The organism is Rhodococcus opacus, from assembly GCF_012396235.1.
GTDB classification, from domain to species: Bacteria; Actinomycetota; Actinomycetes; order Mycobacteriales; family Mycobacteriaceae; genus Rhodococcus_F; species Rhodococcus_F opacus.
The window spans coordinates 29815-56164 of record NZ_JAAXPA010000030.1; the positions used below are offsets into that span (position 1 = coordinate 29815).

1 protein-coding gene and 1 pseudogene are annotated in these 26350 nt (G+C 66.0%); both read right to left on the minus strand.

The window, feature by feature from the left end:
- Positions 1-76: 76 nt before the first annotated feature.
- Entirely contained in the window at positions 77-17500 is a 17424-nt protein-coding gene (locus HGB39_RS39150) for a non-ribosomal peptide synthetase (protein WP_247607550.1), read from the minus strand.
- Positions 17501-17555: 55 nt separating this feature from the next.
- Positions 17556-25937, minus strand: a pseudogene (locus HGB39_RS30365) (amino acid adenylation domain-containing protein); the annotation flags it as partial.
- Positions 25938-26350: the final 413 nt, after the last annotated feature.

Sequence of the window (26350 nt, forward strand, 5' to 3'; positions counted from 1 at the left end):
TTCTCGACCGAACCCAAGGGGACGTGTCATATTCCCAGTTCAAGCCCCTTTCCGTGGTGCTTCTGTGCTGCGATGATCACGGCCGAGTACGGTAGGCGCGTAGTCGCGTGTACCGGTCGGGTTTCGAAAGCTCGTCGTTGAGGATCTGCGCGATCTCGGCGAGTGGTTCGGGTTGGTCCATATCAGCGTGTGTGCTGTGGACGTCACGTGTCTCAATGTTCCCGGTGATGTACGACTCCCAGCTTTCAGCAGACGAGTCGCGTGAAATTGATCCGTCTTCCGTCAACGTTGGGCGGAGAAATAACATGTCCCCGTGATAGACCGGCGGGATATGGGTCTTCGTCAGCTGTAGATGATTCCGATACAGCATAAAGGCAGCATCCTCGATGGACGCGTTCTCAGGCGAATCGACCATCTCTCCGTATCGGTCATGCGCCCATGCCCATATCGATTGTCGCAGTTCCTCGTCCGAGGGCTCCTCAGCGATGTGACGATCCGTAAGTGCAGGCACGCTGTCCATCATCGCGAGGAATGCAACCTCGAGCCCTCGGCGTTCCAGCGCGGTGGCGATCGCATGGGCGACAAGGCCACCGAACGACCATCCGAGCAGAAGAAACGGGCCGTCGTCCTGAACGGTGAGGATCTGCTCGAGATAGTCGGCGGCCATCGTCTCGATCGACGTCGGTAGCGGCGTCACTCCATCGAAGCCCCGTGCTTGCAGGCCATATATGGGCCGGCCGGGGAGGTGGGCGCGAAGGCCCATGTAGCACCAGCTCAGTCCGCCACCCGGGTGGACACACCACAGCGGCGGTCCTAATCCTTCGCTTCGGATCGGCAAGATGGCCGCGAACGGATCGAGCGAGTCGGGTTCGGCCTCCTCACCCAGGCGGGGTGCGAGTTCGGCGACCGTCGGAGACTCGAAGATCACCCGGATCGGGACCTCCACCCCCGACACCGACCGAATCCGGCTCACCAATTGCGTCGCGGACAGCGAATGCCCACCCAGGTCGAAGAAACTGTCATCGATCCCCACGCGGGGAACACCGAGAACCTCGGCGTAGAGCGAAGCCAGCGTGTCCTCCACCGGTGACCGCGGCGCCCGGAACACCCCGCCGGTGAACTCCGGTGCCGGCAATGCTCTCCGATCCAGTTTCCCGTTCACCGTCAGCGGCAACCGGTCCAGCACCACCACCGCCGCTGGAACCATGTATTCCGGCAGCATCCCGGCCACGAACCGGCGGACCTCGACACCTGTGCCGGTGTCGGCGGCATCGGAGACCACGTAACCGACCAATCCGGTGCCGGTGGCGGTGTCCCGGGCCACCACCACCGCCTGGGTCACGGCCGGATGTGTCAGGAGACCCGCCTCGATCTCCGCGGGTTCGACCCGGAATCCGCGAATCTTGACCTGCTCGTCCGCTCTTCCGTAGAACTCGAGCACTCCGCCGGAGGTCCAGCGCACCAGATCCCCGGATCGATACATCCGCGCACCCGGCTCCCCGAAGGGACACGCCACGAACCGCTCCGCCGTCAACCCCGGCCGGCCGACATACCGCTGAGCCAACTGCGCCCCGGCGATGTACAGCTCCCCCACCGCCCCCACCGGAACCGGCACCAACCCCGCACCCAGCACGAACACCTGCGTGTTGCCCACCGGCGCCCCGATCGGCACACTCGCCCGGTCGGCGCGTTCACCCGACTCGGGTAGCACGAAGGTTGCCGCGAAGACTGTCGTCTCGGTCGGCCCGTACCCGTTGACCAGAATCAGAGGATTCACGTGCTCGCCCCGGGACCAGCCCTGCAACCCGGCCGGATCCAACACCTCACCGCCGAACACCACCATCCGCAGCACCGAATCCGCCCCCACAGCGGGATCCTCACGCTCGACCTCGGCGAACTCGTAGAACGCCGACGGCGTCTGACCGAGAACCGTCATCCGCTCCCGAACCACCACCTCCCACAATCCGACCGGCGAACGCATCACCTCCCACGGCACCACCACAACCCGGGCCCCGTGCACCAACGCCCCCCACAACTCCCACACCGAGAAATCGAACGCCACCGAATGACACCACCCCCACACGTCCCCGGCATCGAAGCCGGCCCACCCTGCGGTACCGGCGAACAGCGACACCACACTCCGGTGGCTCACGGCGACGCCCTTCGGAACACCCGTCGACCCGGAGGTGTACATCACGTACGCGGTGTTGTCCGGTCGTAGTGATGCGATGCGGTCGTTGTCGTCGGGGTTTCGCGCCTCCCATCGTCCGCCCTCGTCGGTGCGGGTGTCGAGAAGTATCCGGGGGATGTCGTTGTCGGGCAACAAGTTTTCGGTCATGGTGTCGCTGAGAATCAACAACAGCGGAGCGGCGTCGGTGAGGATGGTCCCGGTTCGTGCACCGGGGTACTGCAGGTCGATAGGGAGGTATGCACCCCCGGCCTCGAGGATGGCCAGTAGCGCGATGATCAACTCGGGTGACCGCTCCAATGCGACCGCCACCAGCACTTCCGGGCCGACACCCGCACCGATCAGGCGGTGTGCCAGCCGGTTCGCTCGACTGCTCAGCTCCCGGTAGGTCCAGTTCTCGTCACCGAACGTGACCGCCACCGCGTCCGGAGTCGCGGCGACCTGGGCCTCGAACAGGCCGGGAATCGTCGAGTCCGGTATCGGTACGCTCGTGTCGTTCCAGGTCCGCAGTACCAGCTCACGCTCGTCGGGCTCGAGGATCTCGTACCCGTCGATCCGCCCGCGGGGATCCGCCACGATCAACTCCGACAACCGCACGAACCGGGCCGCGATACCCTCCACCGTCCCGCGGTCGAACAGGTCACTCGCGTACTCGACGACCCCGGCCAGACCCTGGTGACCATCGGGGGTGAGGGTGAAGGACAGGTCGAAACGCGACGTCCCGGTCGGCGCCGGAAGTGTGGTCCATTCCAATCCGGGGAACTCGACCTCGGGAAAAGCGTTGTTCTGCATGGCGAACGACACCTGGAACAACGGATGATACGCCGTCGACCGGGCCGGATTCAGCAACTCCACCAACCGCTCGAACGGCGCATCCTGATTCTCGTACGCCGCCAACGCCTTACCCCGCACCCGGTCGAGCACCTGATCGAACCGCGGATTCCCCGACACATCCACACGCAGCACCCAGGTATTGACGAAGAACCCCACCAACTCGGCCAGGGCGTCGTCGGTGCGGCCCGCGATCGGCCCGCCGATCGCAACGTCCTCCCCCGCGCCAAGCCGGTGGAGCAGCACCGCGAGCACAGATTGCAGCACCATCGAGGGTGTCGCCCCCGCGCTGCGGGCCAGTTGGGTTACCTCCGAACCCAGTTCCGGTGCGACTGTGAACTCCACCGTGCCGCCGCGGTAACTCGGTGCCGGCGGTCGGCACCGATCGGTGGGTAGGTCGATGCACTCCGGCAACCCCGCCAACTCGCTACGCCAATACTCGACCTGAGTGGCCAGCACACTCCCCGGATCATCCGCACTGCCCAGAAGCTCCCGCTGCCACAACGTGTAATCCGCATAGTGGACCGGCAACGGCACCCACCCCGGCGCGTGGCCCGTCGTGCGCGCCGCGTACGCGACGGCGATGTCGCGGGCCAACGGCGCCAGCGAACCCCCGTCCCCCGCGATATGGTGCAGCACCAATACCAGCACGTGCTCTGATTCGGAAACTCGGAAAATGCGGGCCCGCAGGGGTATCTCGACCGACAGGTCGAATCGACAGCCCGCCGCCTCCGCGACTGCATCCATCAGAGTGCTGTCCCGCACGTCGACGATCTGAACCGGCAGTTCCGCGACGACCTGCTCAGCCGGCAGGATCTGCTGGAACGGCACACCCCCTTCCTCACCGAACACGGTTCGCAGGCTCTCGTGCCGGGCGACGACGTCCGCAACAGCGGCTGCGACCGCCCCGGTGTCGAGGTCGCCGGTGAGTCGCACCGCGACCGGAATGTTGTACGTCGCCGACGGGCCCTCGAACCGATACAGGAACCACAACCGGGCCTGCGCGAACGACAGCGGCACCCGCTCGGGCCGCACCCTTGCGGTCAGTGGCACCCGGACCGGGCCTTCCCTGAGTCGGGGTGCCAACTCCGCCACCGTCGAGGACTCGAACACCACCCGGATCGGAACCTCCACACCCAACACCGACCGAATCCGGCTCACCAAGCGCGTCGCCGACAACGAATGCCCACCCAGGTCGAAGAAACTGTCGTCGATTCCCACCCGCGGCACGTCGAGCACGTCCGCGAACAACGACACCAGAGTTTCCTCGACCGGCGACCGCGGACCCCGGAGTATGCCGCCGGTGAATTCCGGTTCCGGCAACGCTTTCCGGTCCAGTTTCCCGTGGGCCGTCAACGGCAGCTGATCCACCACCATGATCACCGCCGGAACCATGAAGTCCGGCAACAACCCTGCCACGAAACGACGAACCCCGGTCGCCGAATCACTCGACCCGTCGACCCCGTCGATATCGAGAACTACATATCCGATCAACTCGGTGCCACTGCCGGTGGCGCGGGCCACCACTACCGCCTGCGCCACCGCAGGATGCTTCAGCAGCACCGCCTCGACCTCGGCGGGTTCGACTCGGAACCCCCGCACCTTCACCTGCTCGTCCGCGCGCCCCACGAACTCGAGCTCACCCTCGGCGGTCCACCGCACCAAATCCCCCGACCGATACATCCGCGCACCCACCGCCCCGAACGGACACGCCACGAACCGCTCCGCCGTCAACCCCGACCGGCCGAGATAACCGCGGGCCAGCTGCACCCCGGCGATGTACAACTCGCCCACCACACCCACCGGAACCGGCACCAACCCCGCACCCAGCACGAAGACCTGGGAGTTCCACACCGGCGCGCCGATCGGCGCGCTCGTGTCTTTCGACGGGCCGCATCGATGGTGGGTGACCTGGAGGGCCGTTTCGGTCGGCCCGTACACGTTGTGTACCGCAGTGCCACTGCGCTCCATGAAGTGGTTTGCCGTCGAGGACAACAGGTTTTCGCCGCCGCAGAAGACTCGTCGAAGCGAGTCGCAATCAGCCGGCTCGAGTCTCTCGTCGACCATGGCCAGCATCGACGGCGAAAAGTCGCCGGTGGTGATCTTCTCCGATCTGATCATCTCGGCGAGATAGGCCGCATCGCGGTGTCCCTCGGCCTTGGCGATCACCAGCCGCGCCCCGACCTCCAGTGGCAGGAACATCTCCCACACCGACACATCGAATGTCGCGGGGGTCTTCTGCAGCACCACGTCGTCGTGGTCGAAGCCGAAATGGTCCCGCATCCACAGCAACTGATTCACGATCGCCGAATGGCTGACAGCGACCCCCTTCGGCCGGCCCGTCGAGCCGGACGTGAAGATCACGTACGCCGTGTTACCCGGCCTCAACGGGGTGATTCGATCCTCGTTGCGGACGGGTGAGGAGTCGACATCAGGTCTTTGCGCGCCATGGATCTCCAGCACGGGGACGCCGCCCGGGATCTGTACGCGGTCGGTCGATCGCGTCAACACACAGACCGGTGCCGCGGACTCCATCATGTGCCGGATATGTTCGCTGGGGTAGTTGGGGTCGATCGGCACATATGCTCCACCCGCCGTCACGACCGCATAGATTCCCACCACGAGATCGATCGAACGTCGCACGGCGACACCGACCAGAGACTCCGGACCGACACCGTGCGCGATCAGTCTCCGAGCCAACCGGTTCGCTCGCTCGCCGACCTCTCGATACGTCAACTGCTCGTCGTCGGACGTCAGGGCCACCGCCTCCGGCGTGACAGCCGCCTGGCGTTCGAAAAGGTCGGGAAGTGTCACCTCCGGCACGGGGACCGCAGTGTCATTCCACGTGCCCACCACCAGCCGACGCTCGCCTGGTTCGACGAGGTCGATGCGGTCCACGGCGACGTGAGGGTCGTCCGCGACTGTCTGCAAGATACGGGTGAGCCGCCGGGCGATCGTGTCGACGGCTGCGGCGCCGAACAGGTTCGGCAGATACGCTACGGTCAACCGAAGTTGGGAGTCGACTCTCGCGATCAGGGTCATGGGGTAGTGCGACGCGTCGATCGTACGGACTCCGGTGACGACCATTCCGTCGATGGGGTTTGCGGCTGCCAACGCGGCGCGATCGATCGGGTACGACTCGAACACGACGAGGGTGTCGAACAGGTCGCGCACCCCGGCGGCCTTGTTGATCTCCGTCAACCCGAGGTAGTGGTGATCGAACAAGCCGGCCTGCTGCTTCTGCAACCGGGTCAACAACTCCGCAGCAGTGTCGCCCGGTGTGGACTGAACCCGCACCGGCAGGGTGTTGATGAACAAGCCCACCATGGACTCGACACCGGGCAGTCCGGCCGGTCGGCCGGAGACCGTCGCGCCGAACACCACATCCCGCCGGGCGGACAACTGTCCGAGCAGAATCCCCCACGCTCCCTGAACGACGGTGTTCAGCGTGACACCCAGTTCGGCGGCCCGCACCGACAAGCTCGTGGCCGTCTCCGGGGGTAGTTCGACCGTCACGTGCTCTTCCCCCGAGGTGGTTTCCCACTCCGGGTGCGCGGGCGCCAGCAGGGTCGGCTCTTCGATCCCAACGAGGGCCTGCGCCCAGATTCGACAAGATTCGGCTCGGTCGCGCGCGGCCAGCCAGACCAGGAAATTCCGGTATCCGGTCGCTCTCGGTAACGCGGCGGCGTCGCCTCCCGAGACGTACAGCGCGAGTAGTTCCTCGGCGAGCAGTGGCATCGACCATCCGTCGAGCAGCACGTGATGATTGGTGATCACCAGCTCGAATCGATCCTGTCCCATCGTCACGAGCGTGAATCGGATCAGCGGCGGCGTCGCCGGGTCGAAATGTGTGGCGTGATCCTCGACGAGAAGACGTTGGAACTCGCCGTCTCGAGTGCCCTCGGGAAGGTTCCGCAGGTCGACCTCGCGCCATGGCAACGCGACTGCGCCGAGGACGACCTGTACCGGCCCGGTTTCGGAATCGTCGACGAACGCGGTCCGCAGGTTCGCCTGGCGATCCAGCAATGCCTGTCCCGCAGCGTGAATCCTCTCTGGATCGACCCGTCCGCCGAGGTGCAGAACGAGCTGGGTGGTGTACGCGTCGAACGACGAACCGGCCAGCATCGAGTGGAACAACAGGCCGGATTGCATCGCGGTCAACGGCCACACATCCACCACGCCCGGGTACCGGTCCTCCCACGACTCGATATCGTGTTGCGACACCGACACCAGCGGCACGTCGGACGGTGTCAGCCCGCCGGCCCCCGGCCCCTGCGCGTGCCGAGCCAGTGCCGAGACTGCGTCGCACCACAGGTCGGCAAGTTCCTGAACATCGTCACGGGAGAGCACCCCGGCGGGGAATCCGAACACGGCACCGAGTCGGGGACCGTCCGGACCGTCGGTCACCATCGCATTGATGTCCACTTCGGCCATCGCCGGCATGTCCGGATCCATCGTCGCGGAGAGTGCCGTTCCCTCGCTCGCGGGCATCCAGCCGAGGTCACGGAATTCCTCGGGAACATCGGCGGCCGAGATGCGCCCCAGATAGTTGAAACTGATCTGTCCGCCCGGATACTTCCCGAGTTGCGGTGCGGTGTCCGCGTTCAGATACCGAAGCAACCCGTAACCGATGCCACGGTCGGGCAGCGCCAGCACCTGTTCCTTGACCGCTTTGATCACGAGCCCGGCAGCGGGCCCGCCGGCGAATGCGTCGTCGAGATCGGCGCCCGCGATATCGAGGCGAATCGGGAAAGCTGTCGTGAACCAGCCGACCGTGCGGGATAGATCCGCCCCGGGTATGACGTGCTGCTCGCGACCATGATTCTCCAGGGTTATCAACGACGACGGCTCGACAACCCCGCGACGGCGGCGCCAGCGGGTCAACGCCATCGCCAACCCCGCCAGAAGACCATCGTCGACCCCGGCGCGGAAGACCTTGGGGACCCTGGTGAGCAGCGACGCTGTCGCGTGCGCTGGCACCTGGATCCGCACGTGCTGCACTGTGGACAGAACATCGAGGATCGGGTCGCATCTGCGCGAACCCAACGTCGGGTCGGGGCCCTCCAGAATCGATTGCCACAACGGTAACTCGGCCACTCGCCCTGGCCGCAATGCCTCGTCCACCAGCCCGTGTGCCCACCGCCGCATCGACGTCCCGCCCGCGGGCAGTTCCGGGCGTTCGCCGGTACGCACCCGCGCCCAGGCCGCCGCCAGGTCCGGGATGATGATCCGCCGCGACACGCCGTCGATGACCAGGTGGTGGGCCACGACCAGCAGCCGACCCGAACCCGCCGAACCGTCGCCGTCACGGGGGACTTGGTCCAGCCACACGAACTGCACCATTACGCCCGCCGCCGGATCCACACGCCCCAGGGCCGCATCCAACTCGGCCGACGCCAGCCGCAGCCACGCCGGATCGCCCGGTGCGTCATCACCGTGGACCTGTCGAATCAGGCGGTTCACGTCGACCGTATCCGGGGGATCGACCCGAAGTTTCTGCTCCCCAGCGTCATCGGTCACCACACGCGATCGCAACATGTCATGACGGACCATCACGGCGCCGATGGTGGCGGCCAACCCGGCCCGATCGATACCGGCGGGCAACTCCAACACCATCGTCTGCGCGAATCGGCGGTACCCACCACCCCGCGCGAGGAGGAACCGCCCGATCGGCGTCAACGGCATCGTTCCCACTCCGCCACCGGACAACTCCTCGAGCACGACCCGGTCCGAATCGTGGTTCAGGACTGCAACCTCGGACAGTCCCGCAACAGTCCTGTGCTCGAACACATCCCGCGCCGTGATTAGCACACCCCGCGCTTTCGCGCGCGATACCAATTGGATCGACCGGATGCTGTCGCCACCCAGATCGAAGAATCCGTCATCGATCCCCACCTGGTCGACGCCGAGTACCTCGGCGAACACGCGGGCGAGGATCTCCTCGGTCTCGGTCTGCGGAGACCGGAACGCCTTGCTCGACGAGAACGCCGGCTCCGGCAACGCACTGCGGTCGAGCTTGCCGGCCGGTGTGAGCGGCAACTTCTCGAGCACCACGATCGCCGAGGGCACCAGGTACTCCGGCAGGCGGCCGGCCGCCACCGTCCGCACCCTCTCGGCGTCCACTTCACTCCCGGCTGCGGGGACCACGTAGGAGACCAGCACCGTCTGCCCGGACGGGCCCTTCCGATCGACCGTCACCACGGAGCCGATTCCGGGCTGCTCGGTGAGCGCAGCGTCGATCTCGCCCAACTCGATCCGACGGCCCCGCACCGAGACCTGGAAATCGCTGCGCCCCAGATACTCCAGTCCCAAACCGGTTTCCCGCTCGATCCACCGCACGACATCGCCCGTGCGATACATCCTCTGGCCCGGCGAGCCGAACGGGTTCGCCACGAATCGCTCCGCTGTCAGTCCCGTCCGATCGTGATATCCCCGAGCCAGCGGAGTCCCGGCGACATACAACTCCCCCGCCACTCCCGCCGGTACCGGACGCAGCCACGTGTCCAGCACCACCAGGGACGCACCTCGGACCGGACCGCCCAGAGTCACCGGACCGTGCGGTGGTAACGGCGGCGAGGTCGCCACCGCCACCGTCGCCTCGGTCGGCCCGTAGAGGTCGTGCATCCGCCGTCCCGCAGCGAACGACTCCACCACCGATACCGGAACCGCCTCCGCGCCTGTGAGCAGGCATCGCACCGACGACATCCGCTCGACCGGTACCGTCGCCAGCATCGTGGGGGTGAGGAACGCGTGCGTCACCAACGCACTCTCGAGAATCCGGCCCAGTTCCTCGCCACCGACCACACCCGCCGGAACCACAACCATCGACGCTGCCGAACCCGTCGCCAGCAGGTACTCCAGCACCGACGCATCGAAACTCGGCGACGCCACGTGCAGCACGCGTGCATCCGCCGTGACGGCGAACCTCTCCGCAATCTCCGCCGCGAGACTACCCAGTCCCCGATGCGGTACGACGACGCCCTTCGGCTCACCCGTCGTCCCCGACGTGTAGATCATGTACGCGGGATGATCGGCCCGTAACGGAGCGATCCGGCCCGCATCGGTCACCGATTCGGTGGACTGACGGGAACACTCGGCTCGCGCCTCCGGCTCGTCGAGCACCCACCAGTCGAGGGTTCTCGGCAGGGTACCGACGCACGCGGCGACCGTGATTCCGCACCGCGCGGCGGAATCGGCGATCAGGTACTCGAGCCGACTCGCCGGATACGACGGATCCACCGGAACGAACGCACCACCTGCCTTCGCCACCGCCCATACCGCCAGCACCGACTCCACCGACCGCGGCACCGCCACGGCCACCGTGGATTCCGGCCCGACGCCGCGTGAGATCAACACCCGTGCGATACGACTCGACTCGTCGTCCAACTCCCGGTATGTGAGGGAGCGCTCTCCACACACGACCGCCACCGCACTCGGATCGTGTACGACTGCCGCAGAGAGGATCTCCGGCAGTGTCCGGACCGTCTCCGCGGCCGCGCCGCGCACGGGAACCAGCAGGTTCCGTTCCTCCGGCGCGAGGAGGTCGATGTCTCCCGTTGCGCCCTCCGGCGCAGCCACCAGTGATTCCAGCACCCGGTGGAACCTGTCCGCGATCCGACCCACCTCGTCGTCATCGAACAAGGCTGGGTCGTACCACAGCGATACGGACGTCCGCTCACCGGCTTCCACCGCGAGCGTCAACGAATAGTTGGTTCCTCCAAACGAATCCAGGGACGTGATCGCGAGGGAGCCGATCGACTCGAGCAAGGAGGCGAGGCTCCGCAGATCGTTCGGGTACGACTCGAATACCGTCAAGGTGTCGAACAGGGCCCCCACGCCGGCGACCCGCTGGATCTCCGGCAGCGGAACATGATGATGCTCGATCAACTCCGCCTGCTCCGCCTGAACCCGGGCGATCAACCGGGCGATGGATTCCTCGGGATGAAGCCGGACCCGCACCGGGACCGTGTTGATGAACAGCCCCACCATCGACTCGATGGCGGGAATCTGTCCGGACCGACCCGAGACCGTCGCGCCGAACACCACATCACGGCGGCCGGTATGCATGCCCAGCACGATCGCCCACGCGACCTGCACCAGGGTATTCACCGTCACCGACCACCGAGACGCCAGCTCCGGTATCTCCGACGACAGACCCTCGTCGAGCTCACGCCGGAGCACTGACGATCCCCGCGCCGATTCCGGGCGCCCAGTCGCGATCAGCGCGGGCTCCGCACCGTCGAGCGCTTCCTCCCACACCTGCAGCGACCGTTGCCGATCCTGAGTCGCGAGCCACCCGAGATACCGGCGATACGAGACCACGGGTTCCAGTACGGCTCCGTCCCCGCCGGCACCGTAGACGGTCAGCATTTCGCGCATCAGCAACGGCATCGACCATCCGTCGAGCAGTACGTGGTGATACGAGACCACCAGCCGGAAGTCTCCGTCGCCCATCGCGACCAAACCGAAACGCAGGAGCGGTGGCTCCGACAGGTCGAAGCCGGCAGCCGCATCGTCCGACAGCAGCCGTGCCAGTTCGTCGTCTCGCTCCCCGGCATCGACACCGCTGACGTCGGCTTCCCACCAGGGCACCACGAGGCCCTCGAGCACCACCTGGACCGGCTCCGCCACCCCCTCGGTGAGGAACGCGACCCGCAGATTCGCGTGGCGATCGAGTATCGCCTGTGCCGCGGCCTTCACACGGTCCGCATGCACCTGTCCGGACAGACCCAGCACCGTCTGCACCGCATACACATCGGCCGATTGCGACGCCAGCATTGCGTGAAAGACCAAACCTGTTTGCAGCGGTGCCAGCGGCCACACATCCACGGCCTCGGGATACCGTGCCTCGATGCCCGACAGCTGTCGCGGAGCCGGACGCGGCAACGGCACGTCCTCGAAAATGACGGAGTCGTCATCCCTCACCGGATGCGCGACGGAGGCCAGCCCGGCGACGGTCCGTCGCTGGAACACGTCTCGCGCCGACACCAGCACGCCGCGAGCCCGCGCCCGCGACACCACCTGGGTCGACATGATGCTGTCCCCGCCGAGCCGGAAGAAGTCGTCGTCGACACCCACCCGATCGACGCCCAGGACGTCGGCCAGCACCGCCGCCAATGTCTGCTCGGCAATGGATCGTGGAGCCCGGTACGGGGTGTCGGATGCGAGATCAGGCTCGGGAAGTGCTCTGCGGTCGAGTTTGCCGGCCGGTGTGAGAGGTATCCGGTCGACGACGATGATCGCCGACGGCACCATGTAGTCCGGTAGACGGCCCGCCGCGAGCAGTCGCAACGCCTCGACGTCCACCTCGGCCCCGGGCGCCGCGACCACATACGACACCAGCACCTTCTGCCCCGACGGACCTACCCGGTCCACCGTCACGACCGATCCCACCGCGGGGTGCGAGACCAACACCGTTTCGATCTCGCCGGGTTCGATTCGGATTCCGCGGATCTTCACCTGCTCGTCTGCGCGGCCGACGAAGTCCAGCACACCGTCGGTCGTCCACCGCACCAGATCACCCGAGCGGTACATCCGTGAGCCCGGTTCGCCGAACGGACACGCGACGAACCGTTCCGCCGTCAACCCCGGCCGGCCGATGTACCCGCGGCCCACACCTGATCCGGCGATATACAACTCCCCGACCACACCCACCGGGACGGGCACCATCCCTGTTCCCAAGACGAGTGCGCGGGCATTACCGATCGGCACCCCGATCGGCACGCTGACCTGGTCGTCGAAGCCCGTCGAACCCGATACCGAGTACGCGGTGGCACACACGGTGGTTTCCGTCGGCCCGTACGCGTTCACCACGGTGATGCGCGGGTGGCGAGCGAGGACGCGTCGTACAGCGCGCGGCGACAACACATCGCCCGCGGTGACCAACTGACGTGGCTGGTCGAGCGCCCCCCTCTCATGTTCCGGCGAATCGCTCAACAGGTGAAACAGCGTGGTCGTCAAGAACATCGACGTCACACCAACCGCGTCGACGACCCGCTCGAGCACCTCGATGTCCAGTGACCCGGGCGGGGCGACAACCAACCGGCCTCCGCTGAGCAGTGTCGGCCACAACTCGTACGCCGAGGCATCGAACGCCATCGACGAATGCAGCAACACGCGCTCACCGGGTCCGTCCGGCCATCCGTGCAACGCCAGGTTGACCACGTTGGAGTGGTCGATGGTGACCCCTTTCGGGGTCCCCGTCGATCCGGAGGTGTACATCACGTACGCGGTGTTGCCCGGTCGCAGTGACGTGGTGCGATCGCTGTCGTCGGGGTTGAGGCCCTCCGCTTGCCCGTCCTCGTCCGAGATGCCGTCGAGAAGTATCCGGGGTATGTCACTGTCCGGCAGCGTGCGTGCGGTTGCGGTGTCCGTGAGGATGAGCAGCGGCGCGGCGTCGGCGAGGATGAACTCGGTCCGCGCACTCGGGTAGCGGGGGTCTATCGGCAGATACGCGCCCCCGGCCTCGAGGACTGCGAGTAACGCGACAACCAATTGGGGTGACCGCTCCAGTGCAACCGCCACCAGTACTTCCGGCCCCACACCCGCACCGATCAGATGGCGTGCCAGCCGATTCGCTCGACTGCTCAGCTCCCGGTAGGTCCAGTTCTCCTCACCGAACGTCACGGCCACGGCATCGGGAGTTGCAGCGACCTCCTGCCCGAACAGGCCCGGGATCGTCGTATCCGGTATCGGTGAGCTCGTGTCGTTCCAGGTCCGCAGTACCCGCTCGCGTTCGGTCGGTTCCAGGATTTCGTAGCCTTCGATCCGGCCCTGCGGATCTTCGATGATGCACCTGAGCAGCCGCACATACCGGGCCGCGATGGTCTCCACCGTGCCCCGGTCGAACAGATCGCTCGCGTACTCGACGACCCCGGCCAGACCCTGCTGCTCGTCGGGGGCGACGGTGAAGGACAGGTCGAAACGAGAAGTCGCGGTCGACGCCGGCAGTGTGGTCCAGTCCAGTCCACGAAACTCGACGTCGGGAAAAGCGTTGTTCTGCATGGCGAACGACACCTGGAACAACGGATGATAGGCCGTCGATCGGGTCGGGTTCAGCAACTCCACCAACCGTTCGAACGGCGCATCCTGATTCTCGTACGCACCCAGGGCTTTCACCCGCACCCGGTCGAGGATCTCGTCGAATCGCGGATTCCCGGACACGTCGACGCGCAGCACCCAAGTGTTGACGAAGAACCCCACCAACTCGGTCAACGCGTCGTCGGTGCGGCCCGCGATCGGCGACCCGACCGCGATATCCACCCCGGCACCGAGCCTGCGGAGCAGCACTGCCAACACCGAGTGCAACACCATCGACGGTGTCGCGCCACGACCGCGGGCCATTTCGTCCACTCCCGAAACCAATCCGGGATCGATCACGAACTCCACGGTGCCGCCACGGTAACTCGGTGCAGCCGGTCGGCGACGATCGCCGGGGAGCTCGATGCACTCCGGCAGCCCCGTCAGTTCGGTTGTCCAATAGTCGAGCTGGGCGGTCAGCAGACTGCCCGGATCGTCCTCGCTCCCCAGAATTTCCCGCTGCCACAGGGTGTAATCGGCGTACTGCACCGGCAAGGGTGCCCACCCCGGAGCGTGTCCATCGGCGCGGGCCGCATACGCGGCCGCCACATCCCGAGCCAGCGGCGCCAACGACGCCCCGTCCCCCGCAATGTGGTGCAGGACCATCACCAGGACGTGTTCGTGGGGTCCGGCCTCCAACAATGTTGCCCGGAGGGGAATTTCGTGTGCAATGTCGAACCGGTACCCCGACGCCGCTGTCACCGCAGCCATCACGCCGGCCGGGTCGACCTTCTCCACGTGCACCAGAGTTGGTACTTCCGCCACGGGGAGGACCCGCTGAACCGGTGCACCGTCCAGGTCGTCGAATACTGTACGCAGACTCTCGTGCCGGGCGACGACGTCCGCAACAGCGGCTGCCACCGCCCCGGTGTCGAGGTCTCCGGTGAGTCGCACCGCCACGGGAATGTTGTACGTCGCCGACGGGCCCTCGAACCGGTGCAGGAACCACAACCGGGCCTGCGCGAACGACAGCGGCACCCGCTCGGGCCGCACCCGCGGAGTCAACGGCACCCGTGCCGGGCCGTCCCTCAGCCGGGGTGCGAGTTCGGCGACCGTAGGGGATTCGAAGACCATCCGAATCGGGACCTCCACCCCCAGCGCCGATCGAATCCGGCTCACCAACTGCGTCGCCGACAACGAATGGCCACCGAGATCGAAGAAGCTGTCGTCGATCCCCACCCGCGGGACGTCGAGCACGTCCGCGAACAACGAGACCAGCGTCTCCTCCACCGGCGACCGCGGCGCCCTGAACACCCCACCGGTGAACTCCGGTGCCGGCAACGCCCTCCGATCCAACTTCCCGTTCACCGTCAACGGCAACCCGTCCACCACCACGACCGCCGCCGGCACCATGAACTCCGGCAACAACCCGGCCACGAACTCCCGCAACCCCAGGGAGTCGGCACCGGTCCGGGAATCGAGAACGACGTACCCCACCAACTCGGTGCCGACGAGGGTTTCCCGGGGGATCACCACCGCCTGCGAAACGGCAGAGTGCGACAGCAGCACTGCTTCGATCTCCCCCGGTTCCACGCGGAACCCCCGGACCTTCACCTGCTCATCCGCGCGTCCCACGTACTCGAGGACACCGCCAGCGGTCCACCGCACCAGGTCCCCGGATCGATACATCCGCGATCCCGGATCCCCGAACGGGCACGCCACGAACCGATCCGCCGTCAGCCCCGGCCGACCCAGATAACCGCGGGCCAACTGCACCCCGGCGATATACAGCTCACCCACCACACCCACCGGGACCGGCATCAACCCAGCACCCGACACGAACACCCGCACACCGCCCACTGGAACGCCGATGGGGACACTCATCCGATCACGCTCACTCCGAGATTCGGGTAGCGAGTACATCGCCGCGAAGACCGTCGTCTCCGTCGGTCCGTAACCGTTGACGATCCTCACCTGTGGATGGCGGGAATCCTCGCCCGGATACCAGCCCCGCAGCCTGGCGGGATCCACCGCCTCTCCGCCGAGCACCACCGTCCGCAACACCGAACCGGCCCCCACCACGGGGTCGTCGTGCTCGATCTCCCCGAACCCGTAGAACGCCGACGGCGTCTGCCCGAGAACCGTGACGTGTTCGCGAACCACCAACTTCCACAACTCGATCGGTGAGCGCACCACGTCCCACGGCGCCACCACCACGCGGCCACCGTGTACCAACGCGCCCCACAACTCCCACACCGAGAAGTCGAACGCCACCGAGTGGCACCACACAAACACATCCGCAGCGTCCGCACCCACCCGGTCGGCAGTGCCGGCGCACATCGACACCACACTCCGGTGGCTCACGGTGACACCCTTCGGAACACCTGTCGACCCCGAGGTGTACATCACATACGCCGCATGATCGGGCCTCAAGGGGGTGATCCGATCGCGGTCGACGGGATCGTGATCGGCCCGGCCCCTCACGGCGGCTGCAGTCGTGTCGAGGTCCAGGTCTGCATCGAGCAGTACCCGGTCGATATCGTGGTCGGGCAGCGTGGCCACGGTGACAGTGTCGGACAGGATCAGCCGCGGTGCCGCGTCGGCGAGAATTGTCCCGGCGCGAGCACTGGGATAGTTCGGGTCCATGGGAAGGTAGCTGCCGCCGGCCTTGAGCACCGCCAACAAGGCGACGACCAACTCTTCCGACCGCTCCAGTGCGACGGCCACCACGGTTTCCGGGCCGACCCCGGCGCCGATCAGATAGTGCGCCAGCCGGTTCGCCTGTGTGTTGATTTCTCGGTAAGTCCAGCTCCGGTCGGAGAAGGTCACCGCTGCGGCGTCGGGTGTCGCCGCCACTCGTCGCTCGAACAGTTCCACGACGGTGGTTTCCGAGAAGGGGGCTGCGGTGTCGTTCCAGGTCCGGAGTAACACCTCGCGCTCGTCGGGCTCGAGGATCTCGTACCCCTCGATTCGCGCCTGCGGATCCGCGACGATCAACTCCGACAAGCGCACGAACCGAGCCGCGATACCCTCGATCGTCCCGCGGTCGAACAGGTCACTCGCGTACTCGACGACCCCGGCCAGACCCTGGTGACCGTCGGGGGTGAGGGTGAAAGACAGGTCGAAACGGGACGTTCCGGTCGGCGCCGGAAGTGTGGTCCATTCCAACCCGGGGAACTCGACCTCGGGGAAAGCGTTGTTCTGCATGGCGAACGACACCTGAAACAGCGGATGATAAGCCGTCGATCGGACCGGATTCAGCAACTCCACCAACCGCTCGAACGACGCATCCTGATTCTCGTACGCTGCCAACGCCTTCCCGCGGACCTGATCGAGCACCTGGTCGAACCGCGGATTCCCCGACAGATCGACGCGTAGCACCCAGGTGTTGACGAAGAACCCCACCAACTCGGTCAGAGCGTCGTCGGTGCGACCCGCGATCGGTCCGCCGATCGCAAACATCGCCCCCGGCACCGAGTCTGCGGAGTACTACCGCCAGCATTGATTGCACTACCATCGATGGTGTTGCCCCACCGTTGTGAGCCAATTCGGTTATCGCCGTCGCACGTTCGGGTCCGATCGAGAACTCGACCACGCCGCCGCCGTAACTCGGTGCAGCCGGTCGTCGCCGGTCGGCAGGTAGCTCGATGCAGTCGGGTAGCCCCGCCAGCTCGGTTTTCCAGTAGTCGAGCTGGGTGGAGAACACGCTGCCCGGATCGTGCTCACTGCCCAGTTCTTCTCGCTGCCACAGGGTGTAATCGGCGTACTGCACCGGCAGCGGTGCCCACCCCGGAACCCTGCCCTCCGAACGGGCCTCATACGCGACGGCGATGTCACGTGCGAGCGGTGTCAACGACGCCCCGTCCCCCGCAATGTGGTGGAGCACCAAGACCAGGATGTGCTCGTGGGATCCGGACGCCACCAACGTTGCCCGGATCGGAATGTCGTGTTCGACGTCGAACCGATACCTTGCAGCCGTGGTCACTGCCGCGGGTATTTCGTCGGCCTCGACGTCGATAATCTGCACTGGTGAAGGGACCTCGTCGGTGGAAAGGATTTCCTGGAACGGAATCCCCTCGGCTTCGCCGAAGATCGTTCGCAGGCTCTCGTGCCGGGCGATCACGTCCTCGATCGCTGCCACCAGGGCCTCGGTGTCGAGGTCGCCGGTGAGTCGCACCGCCACCGGGATGTTGTAGATGGCCGACGGGCCCTCGAAGCGGTGTAGGAACCACAGCCGGGCCTGCGCGAACGACAACGGCACCCGCTCAGGCCGCGTGCGTGGGACCAGCGGCGGCCGAACCGCTCCGGAGCCGAGTCGCGGCGCCAGTGCGGCGACCGTAGGAGATTCGAACACCACCCGGATCGGGACCTCCTTCCCCAGCACCGTGCGGATCCGCCCGACCAACCGTGTCGCGGACAGCGAATGCCCACCGAGATCGAAGAAGCTGTCGTCGATCCCCACCCGCGGAACGTCCAGCACGTCAGCGAATAGCGAGACCAGCGTCTCCTCGATCGATGACCGCGGCGCGCGGAACACCCCACCGGTGAACTCCGGTGCCGGTAGCGCTTTCCGATCCAGCTTCCCGTTCGCCGTCAACGGCAACCGATCCACCAGCATGATCACCGCCGGCACCATGTACTCCGGGAGCCGCCCCGTCACGAACTCTCGCACCCCCACACTCGTGACGGTGTCGGTGGGCTCGAGGACGACGTACCCCACCAACTGCCCGCCCGTCGCCGGGGTGTCCCGGGCAATGACCACTGCCTGCGCCACCGCCGGGTGCTTCAGTAGTACCGCTTCGATCTCCCCCGGCTCCACCCGGAACCCCCGCACCTTCACCTGCTCGTCAGCACGTCCCACGAACTCGAGCACACCATCAGCAGTCCACCGCGCCAGATCCCCCGATCGATACATTCGCGCACCCACCGCCCCGAACGGACACGCGACAAACCGCTCCGCCGTCAACCCCGGCCGGCCCAGATAGCCGCGCGCCAACTGAACCCCGGCGATATACAACTCCCCCACCACACCCACCGGAACCGGCCGAAGCCCGGCACCCAACACGAATACCTGCGAATTCCGTACCGGCACACCGATCGGCACCGACCCACCGACAGGGTTGTCCGACGACTCCACGACCTGGCTCGTCACGTAGACGGTGGTCTCCGTCGGACCGTACCCGTTGACAACCCGGACACCGGGAATCGCGGCACCGACTGCACTGAGCAATCGCCCTGACAACTGCTCGCCGATGAACACCACCGTCTCGGCACTCACCGTGCCCTCGATCTGATCGAGTACCTCCTCGAACGCCGACGGGACAGTGCTGATCACACCCCCGGTCCAGCCGCGCTGTTCGCCGAGCACGAGAACGTCACGCACAATGCCGATACTCCCACCGGCGCACAACGCAGCGAAAATCTCCAACACCGACACGTCGAAACTCACCGACGTACTTGCCAGCACCCGCGCCAGCCCTGGCGCACCGAGACTCGAGGCCACCTGCACCATGCAGTTGACGACGTTGTGGTGGTCGACCGTGACCCCTTTGGGGGTGCCGGTCGATCCGGAGGTGTACATCACGTACGCGGTGTTGTCCGGCCGAAGTGGTGTGGCGCGGTCGTTGTCTCCGGGGATGTCCTCCCGTTGGTCGACCTCGTCCGAGTACGCGTCGAGCAGTAGTGTGGGGATGCCGTTGTCGGGCAGCATGCTCGAGGTGGTGGTGTCGGTCAGGATCAGGATCGGAGCGGCGTCGGTAAGAATGAACCCGGTCCGCGCACTCGGGTAGCGGGGGTCGATCGGCAGATACCCGCCCCCGGCCTCGAGGACGGCCAACAACGCGACGACCAACTCGGGTGACCGCTCCAATGCGACCGCCACCAGCACTTCCGGGCCGACACCCGCACCGATCAGGCGGTGTGCCAGCCGATTCGCTCGACTGCTCAACTCCCGGTAGGTCCAGTTCTCGTCACCGAACGTGACCGCCACCGCGTCCGGAGTCGCGGCGACCTGGGCCTCGAACAGGCCGGAAATCGTCGAGTCCGGTACCGGCGTGCGCGTGTCGTTCCAGGTCCGCAGTACCAGCTCACGCTCGTCGGGCTCGAGGATCTCGTACCCCTCGATCCGCCCGCGGGGATCCGCCACGATCAACTCCGACAACCGCACGAACCGGGCCGCGATACCCTCCACCGTACCGCGGTCGAACAGGTCACTCGCGTACTCGACGACCCCGGCCAGACCCTGGTGACCATCGGGAGTGAGGGTGAAGGACAGGTCGAAACGCGACGTCCCGGTCGGAGCCGGAAGTGTGGTCCATTCCAACCCGGGGAACTCGACCTCGGGAAAAGCGTTGTTCTGCATGGCGAACGACACCTGGAACAACGGATGATACGCCGTCGACCGGGCCGGATTCAGCAACTCCACCAACCGCTCGAACGGCGCATCCTGATTCTCGTACGCCGCCAACGCCTTACCCCGCACCCGGTCGAGCACCTGATCGAACCGCGGGTTCCCCGACAGATCCACCCGCAGCACCCAGGTATTGACGAAGAACCCCACCAACTCGGTCAACGCTTCGTCGGTACGGCCCGCAATCGGTCCCCCGATCGCAACGTCCTCCCCCGCGCCAAGCCGGTGGAGCAGCACCACCAGCACCGCCTGGAGCACCATCGAGGGTGTTGCCCCACATCTGCGGGCAAGTTCCGTGACTGCCGAAGCACGTTCCGGTGCGATCACGAACTCCACCGTGCCACCCCGGTAACTCGATTCGGCCGGACGTCGACGATCAGTCGGCAACTCGATACACTCGGGCAGCCCCGCCAACTCGGCCCGCCAATACTCGACCTGTGCGGCAAGCACACTCCCCGGATCATCCGCACTGCCCAGAAGCTCCCGCTGCCACAAGGTGTAATCGGCGTACTGCACCGGCAACGGCACCCACCCCGGCATCTCGCCGTCGGTCCGCGCCGCATATGCGACCGCGATGTCGCGGGCCAACGGCGCCAACGAACCCCCGTCCCCCGCGATATGGTGCAGCACCAATACCAGGATGTGCTCTCGGGAAACACATTCCAACAGTGATGCTCGGATGGGAATCTCGCCGGACAAATCGAACCGATATCCCGCCGCCTCCGCAACGGCCTGCCTCGACCGCGCCTGATCGATCTTCTCCGCGTGCACCGGAATCGGGACTTCCTCCGCGGGCAGGATCCGCTGGAACGGCACCCCTTCGTCCTCCCCGAACACCGTCCGCAGGCTCTCGTGCCGAGCCACCACATCCCCGACCGCCGCGACCACCGCCTCGATGTCGAGGGCGCCGGTCAACCGCACTGCCACCGGAATGTTGTACGTCGCCGACGGTCCCTCGAACCGATACAGGAACCACAACCGGGCCTGCGCAAACGACAACGGCACCCGATGGGGCCGCGCCCACGGGAGCAACGGCACCCGCGCCACCGCGGCCTCGCCCAGCCGGGGTGCCAACTCCGCCACCGACGGGGATTCGAACACCACCCGGATCGGCACCTCCACGCCCAGCGCGTTGCGGATCAACCCCACCAACCGCGTCGCGGACAGAGAATGCCCGCCCAGGTCGAAGAAACTGTCGTCGATCCCCACCCGCGGAAGACCGAGCACGTCACCGTAGAGCGACGCGAGAGTCTCCTCCACCGGTGACCGCGGGGCCCGAAACACGCCACCGATGAATTCCGGTGCCGGCAACGCTTTCCGATCGAGCTTGCCGTTCACGGTCAACGGCAACCGATCCAGCACCACCACCGCCGCGGGCACCATGAACTCCGGCAGTCGTCCGGCCACGAAGCGTCGAACCTCGGACGACAGCCTGCTTGCACCGGGGTCGTTGACGTACTCGGTCATGTCGCCGAGTGGACCGTCGGGCAGGTAGACATCGGATACCGCGACCGATGCCTGCGTATTCTCGTGCGGCCGGGTGGTGATGTCGGTGAATATCACGTCCATCAGGCCCGGTGTCGGTGACCAGGTCACCGACACCGCGAACCCCAGCTCCTCACCGATGTCGTGACAGTCCTGCGGCAACATGGCGTCCGTTCGACTGTCCGCGTCACGCCGGGTGGGGACGTGGTCGCGGTCAGCGGCGTCGTCGAGCGCGTGTGTGGCATCGACATCGGGCGCCAACCCCGCGTGCGGCACACCGATCACCCGCACACGGTCCGGACGCCGGCCCGTGAGGAACTGCCGCAGCGCGGTGGGATCGCCGAATCGTTGCCACGCCGTCGACGGCACATCAGCCAGCGACCGGGTCTTCGCGGGTCTCTTACGTAGAACGACTTCGTATCTGTAACAGCTTAATTCGTTGACTGCGCGGAGGCGCTCGAGTTGAATGTCGACTCCGCCGATGTCGGGGATCAGCGTCGGCAATGCTGTGAAGAACTCGGGCGCGAGCAGCAACTCCTGCTCGGCGGCAATGCCCCGGCGCACCCGATCGCGAATCACCACGGCAGTCGTGTCGGCATCCGCGTGGGCGATCTGCACGCCTGTCGCGAATTCCCGGAGCAACGCGAGATTTCGCACGTCGCCGAGGAACAGCGCGCCCCCGGGGCGCAGCAATCGCAGTGCCGTGCCGATCACGTCGATCAGGTACCCCGCGTTCGGGAAGTACTGCACGACCGAGTTCAACACCACGGTGTCGAAAACACCGTGCGGCACACCCCCGAGGTCGTCGGCGGCCTGGACCCGCAGGTGCACGCGCTCGACCCATGGGTCCTGCCGCTCCGCCAACCGCGATCGCAAGGCGTCGATCGTGGGAGCGGAAAAGTCCGTGCCCCAATACTCTTCGCAGTGCGGCGCCAACTGTGAGAGCAACAGTCCTGTTCCGACCCCGATCTCCAGCACCCGAGCCGGCCCGAGCTCGCGAATCCGAGCCACGGTCGCCGCGCGCCATTCCCGCATGTGCTCGAGGGCGATGGGCTTCCCGGTATAGCTACTGTTCCACCCCCCGAAATCCTCTCCGAACGCGGTCGAGTCCAGCTGCTCACCGGCATGGGACGCGTCCCCGGCATACAGGTCGTCGTATACCCGCCGCCACTGCGACACCAGCTCGGCCTCCCGTGCTCTGTCACGGACGAGCGAGACGCCCCTGTCGAGCACCACATACCCCACCAGCTGCGTGTCGGTTCCGGTGTCCCCGTCCGCACGATCGGCGCCGGAAGGGGGTTCGCGGGCGATCACCGCCGCCTGTGTCACCGCAGGATGTGACATCAGTGCCGTCTCGACCTCCCCCGGCTCGACCCGGAATCCCCGAACCTTCACCTGCTCGTCCACGCGTCCGACGAAATCGAGCATGCCGTCGGACGTCCACCGCACCACGTCGCCGGAGCGATACATTCGCGAACCGGGTTCTCCGAACGGGCACGCTACGAACCGTTCCGCCGTCAACCCGGCCCTACTCACATATCCTCGGCCCACCCCGAACCCGGCGACATACAACTCTCCCGCAGCACCGATCGGCACCGGCACCAATGCCGACCCCAACACGAAGACCCGCGTGTTACCGATAGGAATCCCGATCGGACTTCGACCCCCGTGCCCGGCGCGTGCGGTCAACTCCAGGTAGCTCACGTGCACCGTGGTTTCGGTGATGCCATACATGTTCACCAGAATCGGACTGTTCGGACGTTCGCCCGGGAACCAGCCGCGTAGCCGGCCCGGGTCCAATGCCTCCCCGCCGAACACCACCATTCGCAGTACCGAATCAGGCCCCGGGGAATGGTCCTCGCGTTCGGCATCTGCGAACTCGTAGAACGCGGAGGGGGTCTGATTGAGGATCGTCACCTGCTCCCGCCGCACCAGATTCCACAACTCGGCGGGCGAGCGCACCACTTCCCAGGGCACGATCACGGCCCGCCCGCCGTGCGTCAATGCCCCCCACAACTCCCACACCGAGAAGTCGAAGGCCTGCGAATGACACCACGCCCACACGTCCCCGCCTCCGAAACCGCACCACCGATCGGTTCCGGCGAACAACGACACCACGTTGCGGTGGCTGATGACGACCCCTTTCGGGGTGCCGGTCGAACCGGACGTATACATGACGTACGCGGTATTGCCCGGTCTCAGCGGGGCGATCCGGTCATCGTCGGCGGGGTTGATCACCACTGATATGCCGTCGGTGTCGGCGTCGTCCAGGTCCAACACGAGACAGGGAATGTCGTTGTCCGGCAACGATGCCGCGGTCGCGGTGTCGGTCAAGAGCAGGAGCGGTGCGGCATCGGTGAGAATGAAAGCGGTTCGCGCGCTGGGATAGTTCGGATCGATCGGGAGATATCCGCCGCCGGCCTTGAGAGTAGCGAGTAGCGCGACGATCAACTCGGAGGACCGTTGCATCGCGACTGCTACGAGGGATTCCGGGCCCACACCGCGAGCGATGAGGTACCGCGCCAACCGATTCGCTCGACCATTGACGTCTCGATATGTCCAGTGCCGATCGCCGAGAGTGAGTGCCACCGCGTCGGGTGTCGCGGCGGCCCGCTGTTCGACCAGGTCGGGAATCGTGGCCCGGGGTACCGGTACCGTCGTGTCGTTCCAGGTACGCAGAACCAGTTCGCGTTCGGCGGGTCGGAGGAAGTCATGTTCCTCTATCCGGCCTTCCGGGTCGGCGACGACCGCACGGACGAACGCCATCAGCAGATCTGCATAAAGCCGCACATCTTCACCGCTGTACAGCGCGCCGTTCGCGTCGATCTCGACGTTCATTCCGGCACTGCCCCGACCGCCGTAGTAGATCGAAATCGAGAGGTCGTCCACGGGGCCGAACGACACGCCGCGCATGGATGCCGGATTGCCTGCAAAATCGATCGAATCGAAGAACGGAATGATATTCAGAATCGGACCGAAACGATTCTCCACGGATCCGGACAGTCCTCTGTCTCTCCTGACATCGGAGCCCTGATAACGGGAATGACGCAAGATGGCACGAATCTCGGTACCCACGTCGTGTGCGACGGCGGCGAAAAGCGCCCGCGGTGGGATCTCCACCCGGAAGGGCACCGCATTCGACACCAACCCGGGTGTGCGTCGTGCGGCTCCGACCCGATTGGCGACGGCCAATCGCATCATGAACTCCGACATCCCCGAGAGGCGATGGAAGAGTCCGGCTACCGCTGCCGCCAGGAAACCCGGCATCGGAATCCCGATCGACTCTGCCGCCGTCAGCAACTGCGCGGTCTCGTCGTCCGACACCGTCAGGCTGTGATGCAAAGTCACGGGAACCGGCGAACTCGGATGCCGCGGCAGTCGAAGTGGTTCGGGCAAGGCGGCGGTGTAGTTCCGCCAGAACTCCTTGTCGCGGGTGAATCGGTCGGACCGCCGGTAGCGGGCATCTTCGTCGACGATCAACTCCGGTCCACCGAATCCGGATTCAGGAATCGGTCTTCCGGTCTTCAGCGCTGTGTAGATTTCACCTATTCGAAGCGCAAGAATGGCGACGCCGAACCCGTCCATCACGATGTGGTGGCACACGGCGCACAGGAAGAATCGCGCGCTGTGAACCTTGATCAAGCCTGCTCGATACAGCGCATCCCGTTCCAGATCGAAGGGCACGGTGCCGACCTCGGCCATCGACGCGCTCGCTGCTGATTCGGGGTCTTCCTCAGCACTGACATCGATGAAGAACGGCTTCCACGAGTTCGCGTCCCGCACGACCTGGCGGGGGCCATCCTCGTCCTCGACGAAATTCACCAGTACCGAGCGAGCCTCGTCCGCCACTCGCCGCAGCGCGGCTTCCATCACCGAAGGGTCGATGTCGCCGGAAATGTCGAGATAAGCCGCAATATTGTTCGACAGGCCAGGCGCCAACTTCTGCGCCAGCCAGAGCGCCTCCTGGGCAGACGAAACCCGAAACGAGTCCATCGCGACCATCATCGCCCTCCCGAACACCGGGAGGGTTTCGCCAGGGGGCGAGGTCGATCAGCGTCGACTTGTCGGCATCGCCCTTCCGTTCGCACGGGTCGATTCGCCATAACCATCCATAGAGGGAATCCTCTGATAGTTGAGCCTAACGCGCAGCCTCGACCCCGGGACGGCCTTTGATCGACTTGGATCGCCTTTCCCTCGTCGGAGAGACCCCCGGACGTCAACCTTGTTGTGGACGGCTGGCCTCGACTTCCAGGGACGGCGGACTTAGTGGAAAGGTTCCGTTGGGTCCAGTTGGGTCCCCCCGCATCGGGCGAGAGGCGGACGCAGCGGCAATGGCCATTCCAGAATGTGCGATTCGTGCCCAGACGAGGGCGCGCGCCAAATACGGCGCTGGTGACGCCAAGTACGCGAACCAGCCG

Bases quoted from the DNA above. Each gene is read 5' to 3' on its own strand.
- HGB39_RS39150 (WP_247607550.1), bottom strand. From the start codon at position 17,500: ATGTTTGCGATCGGCGGACCGATCGCGGGTCGCACCGACGACGCTCTG.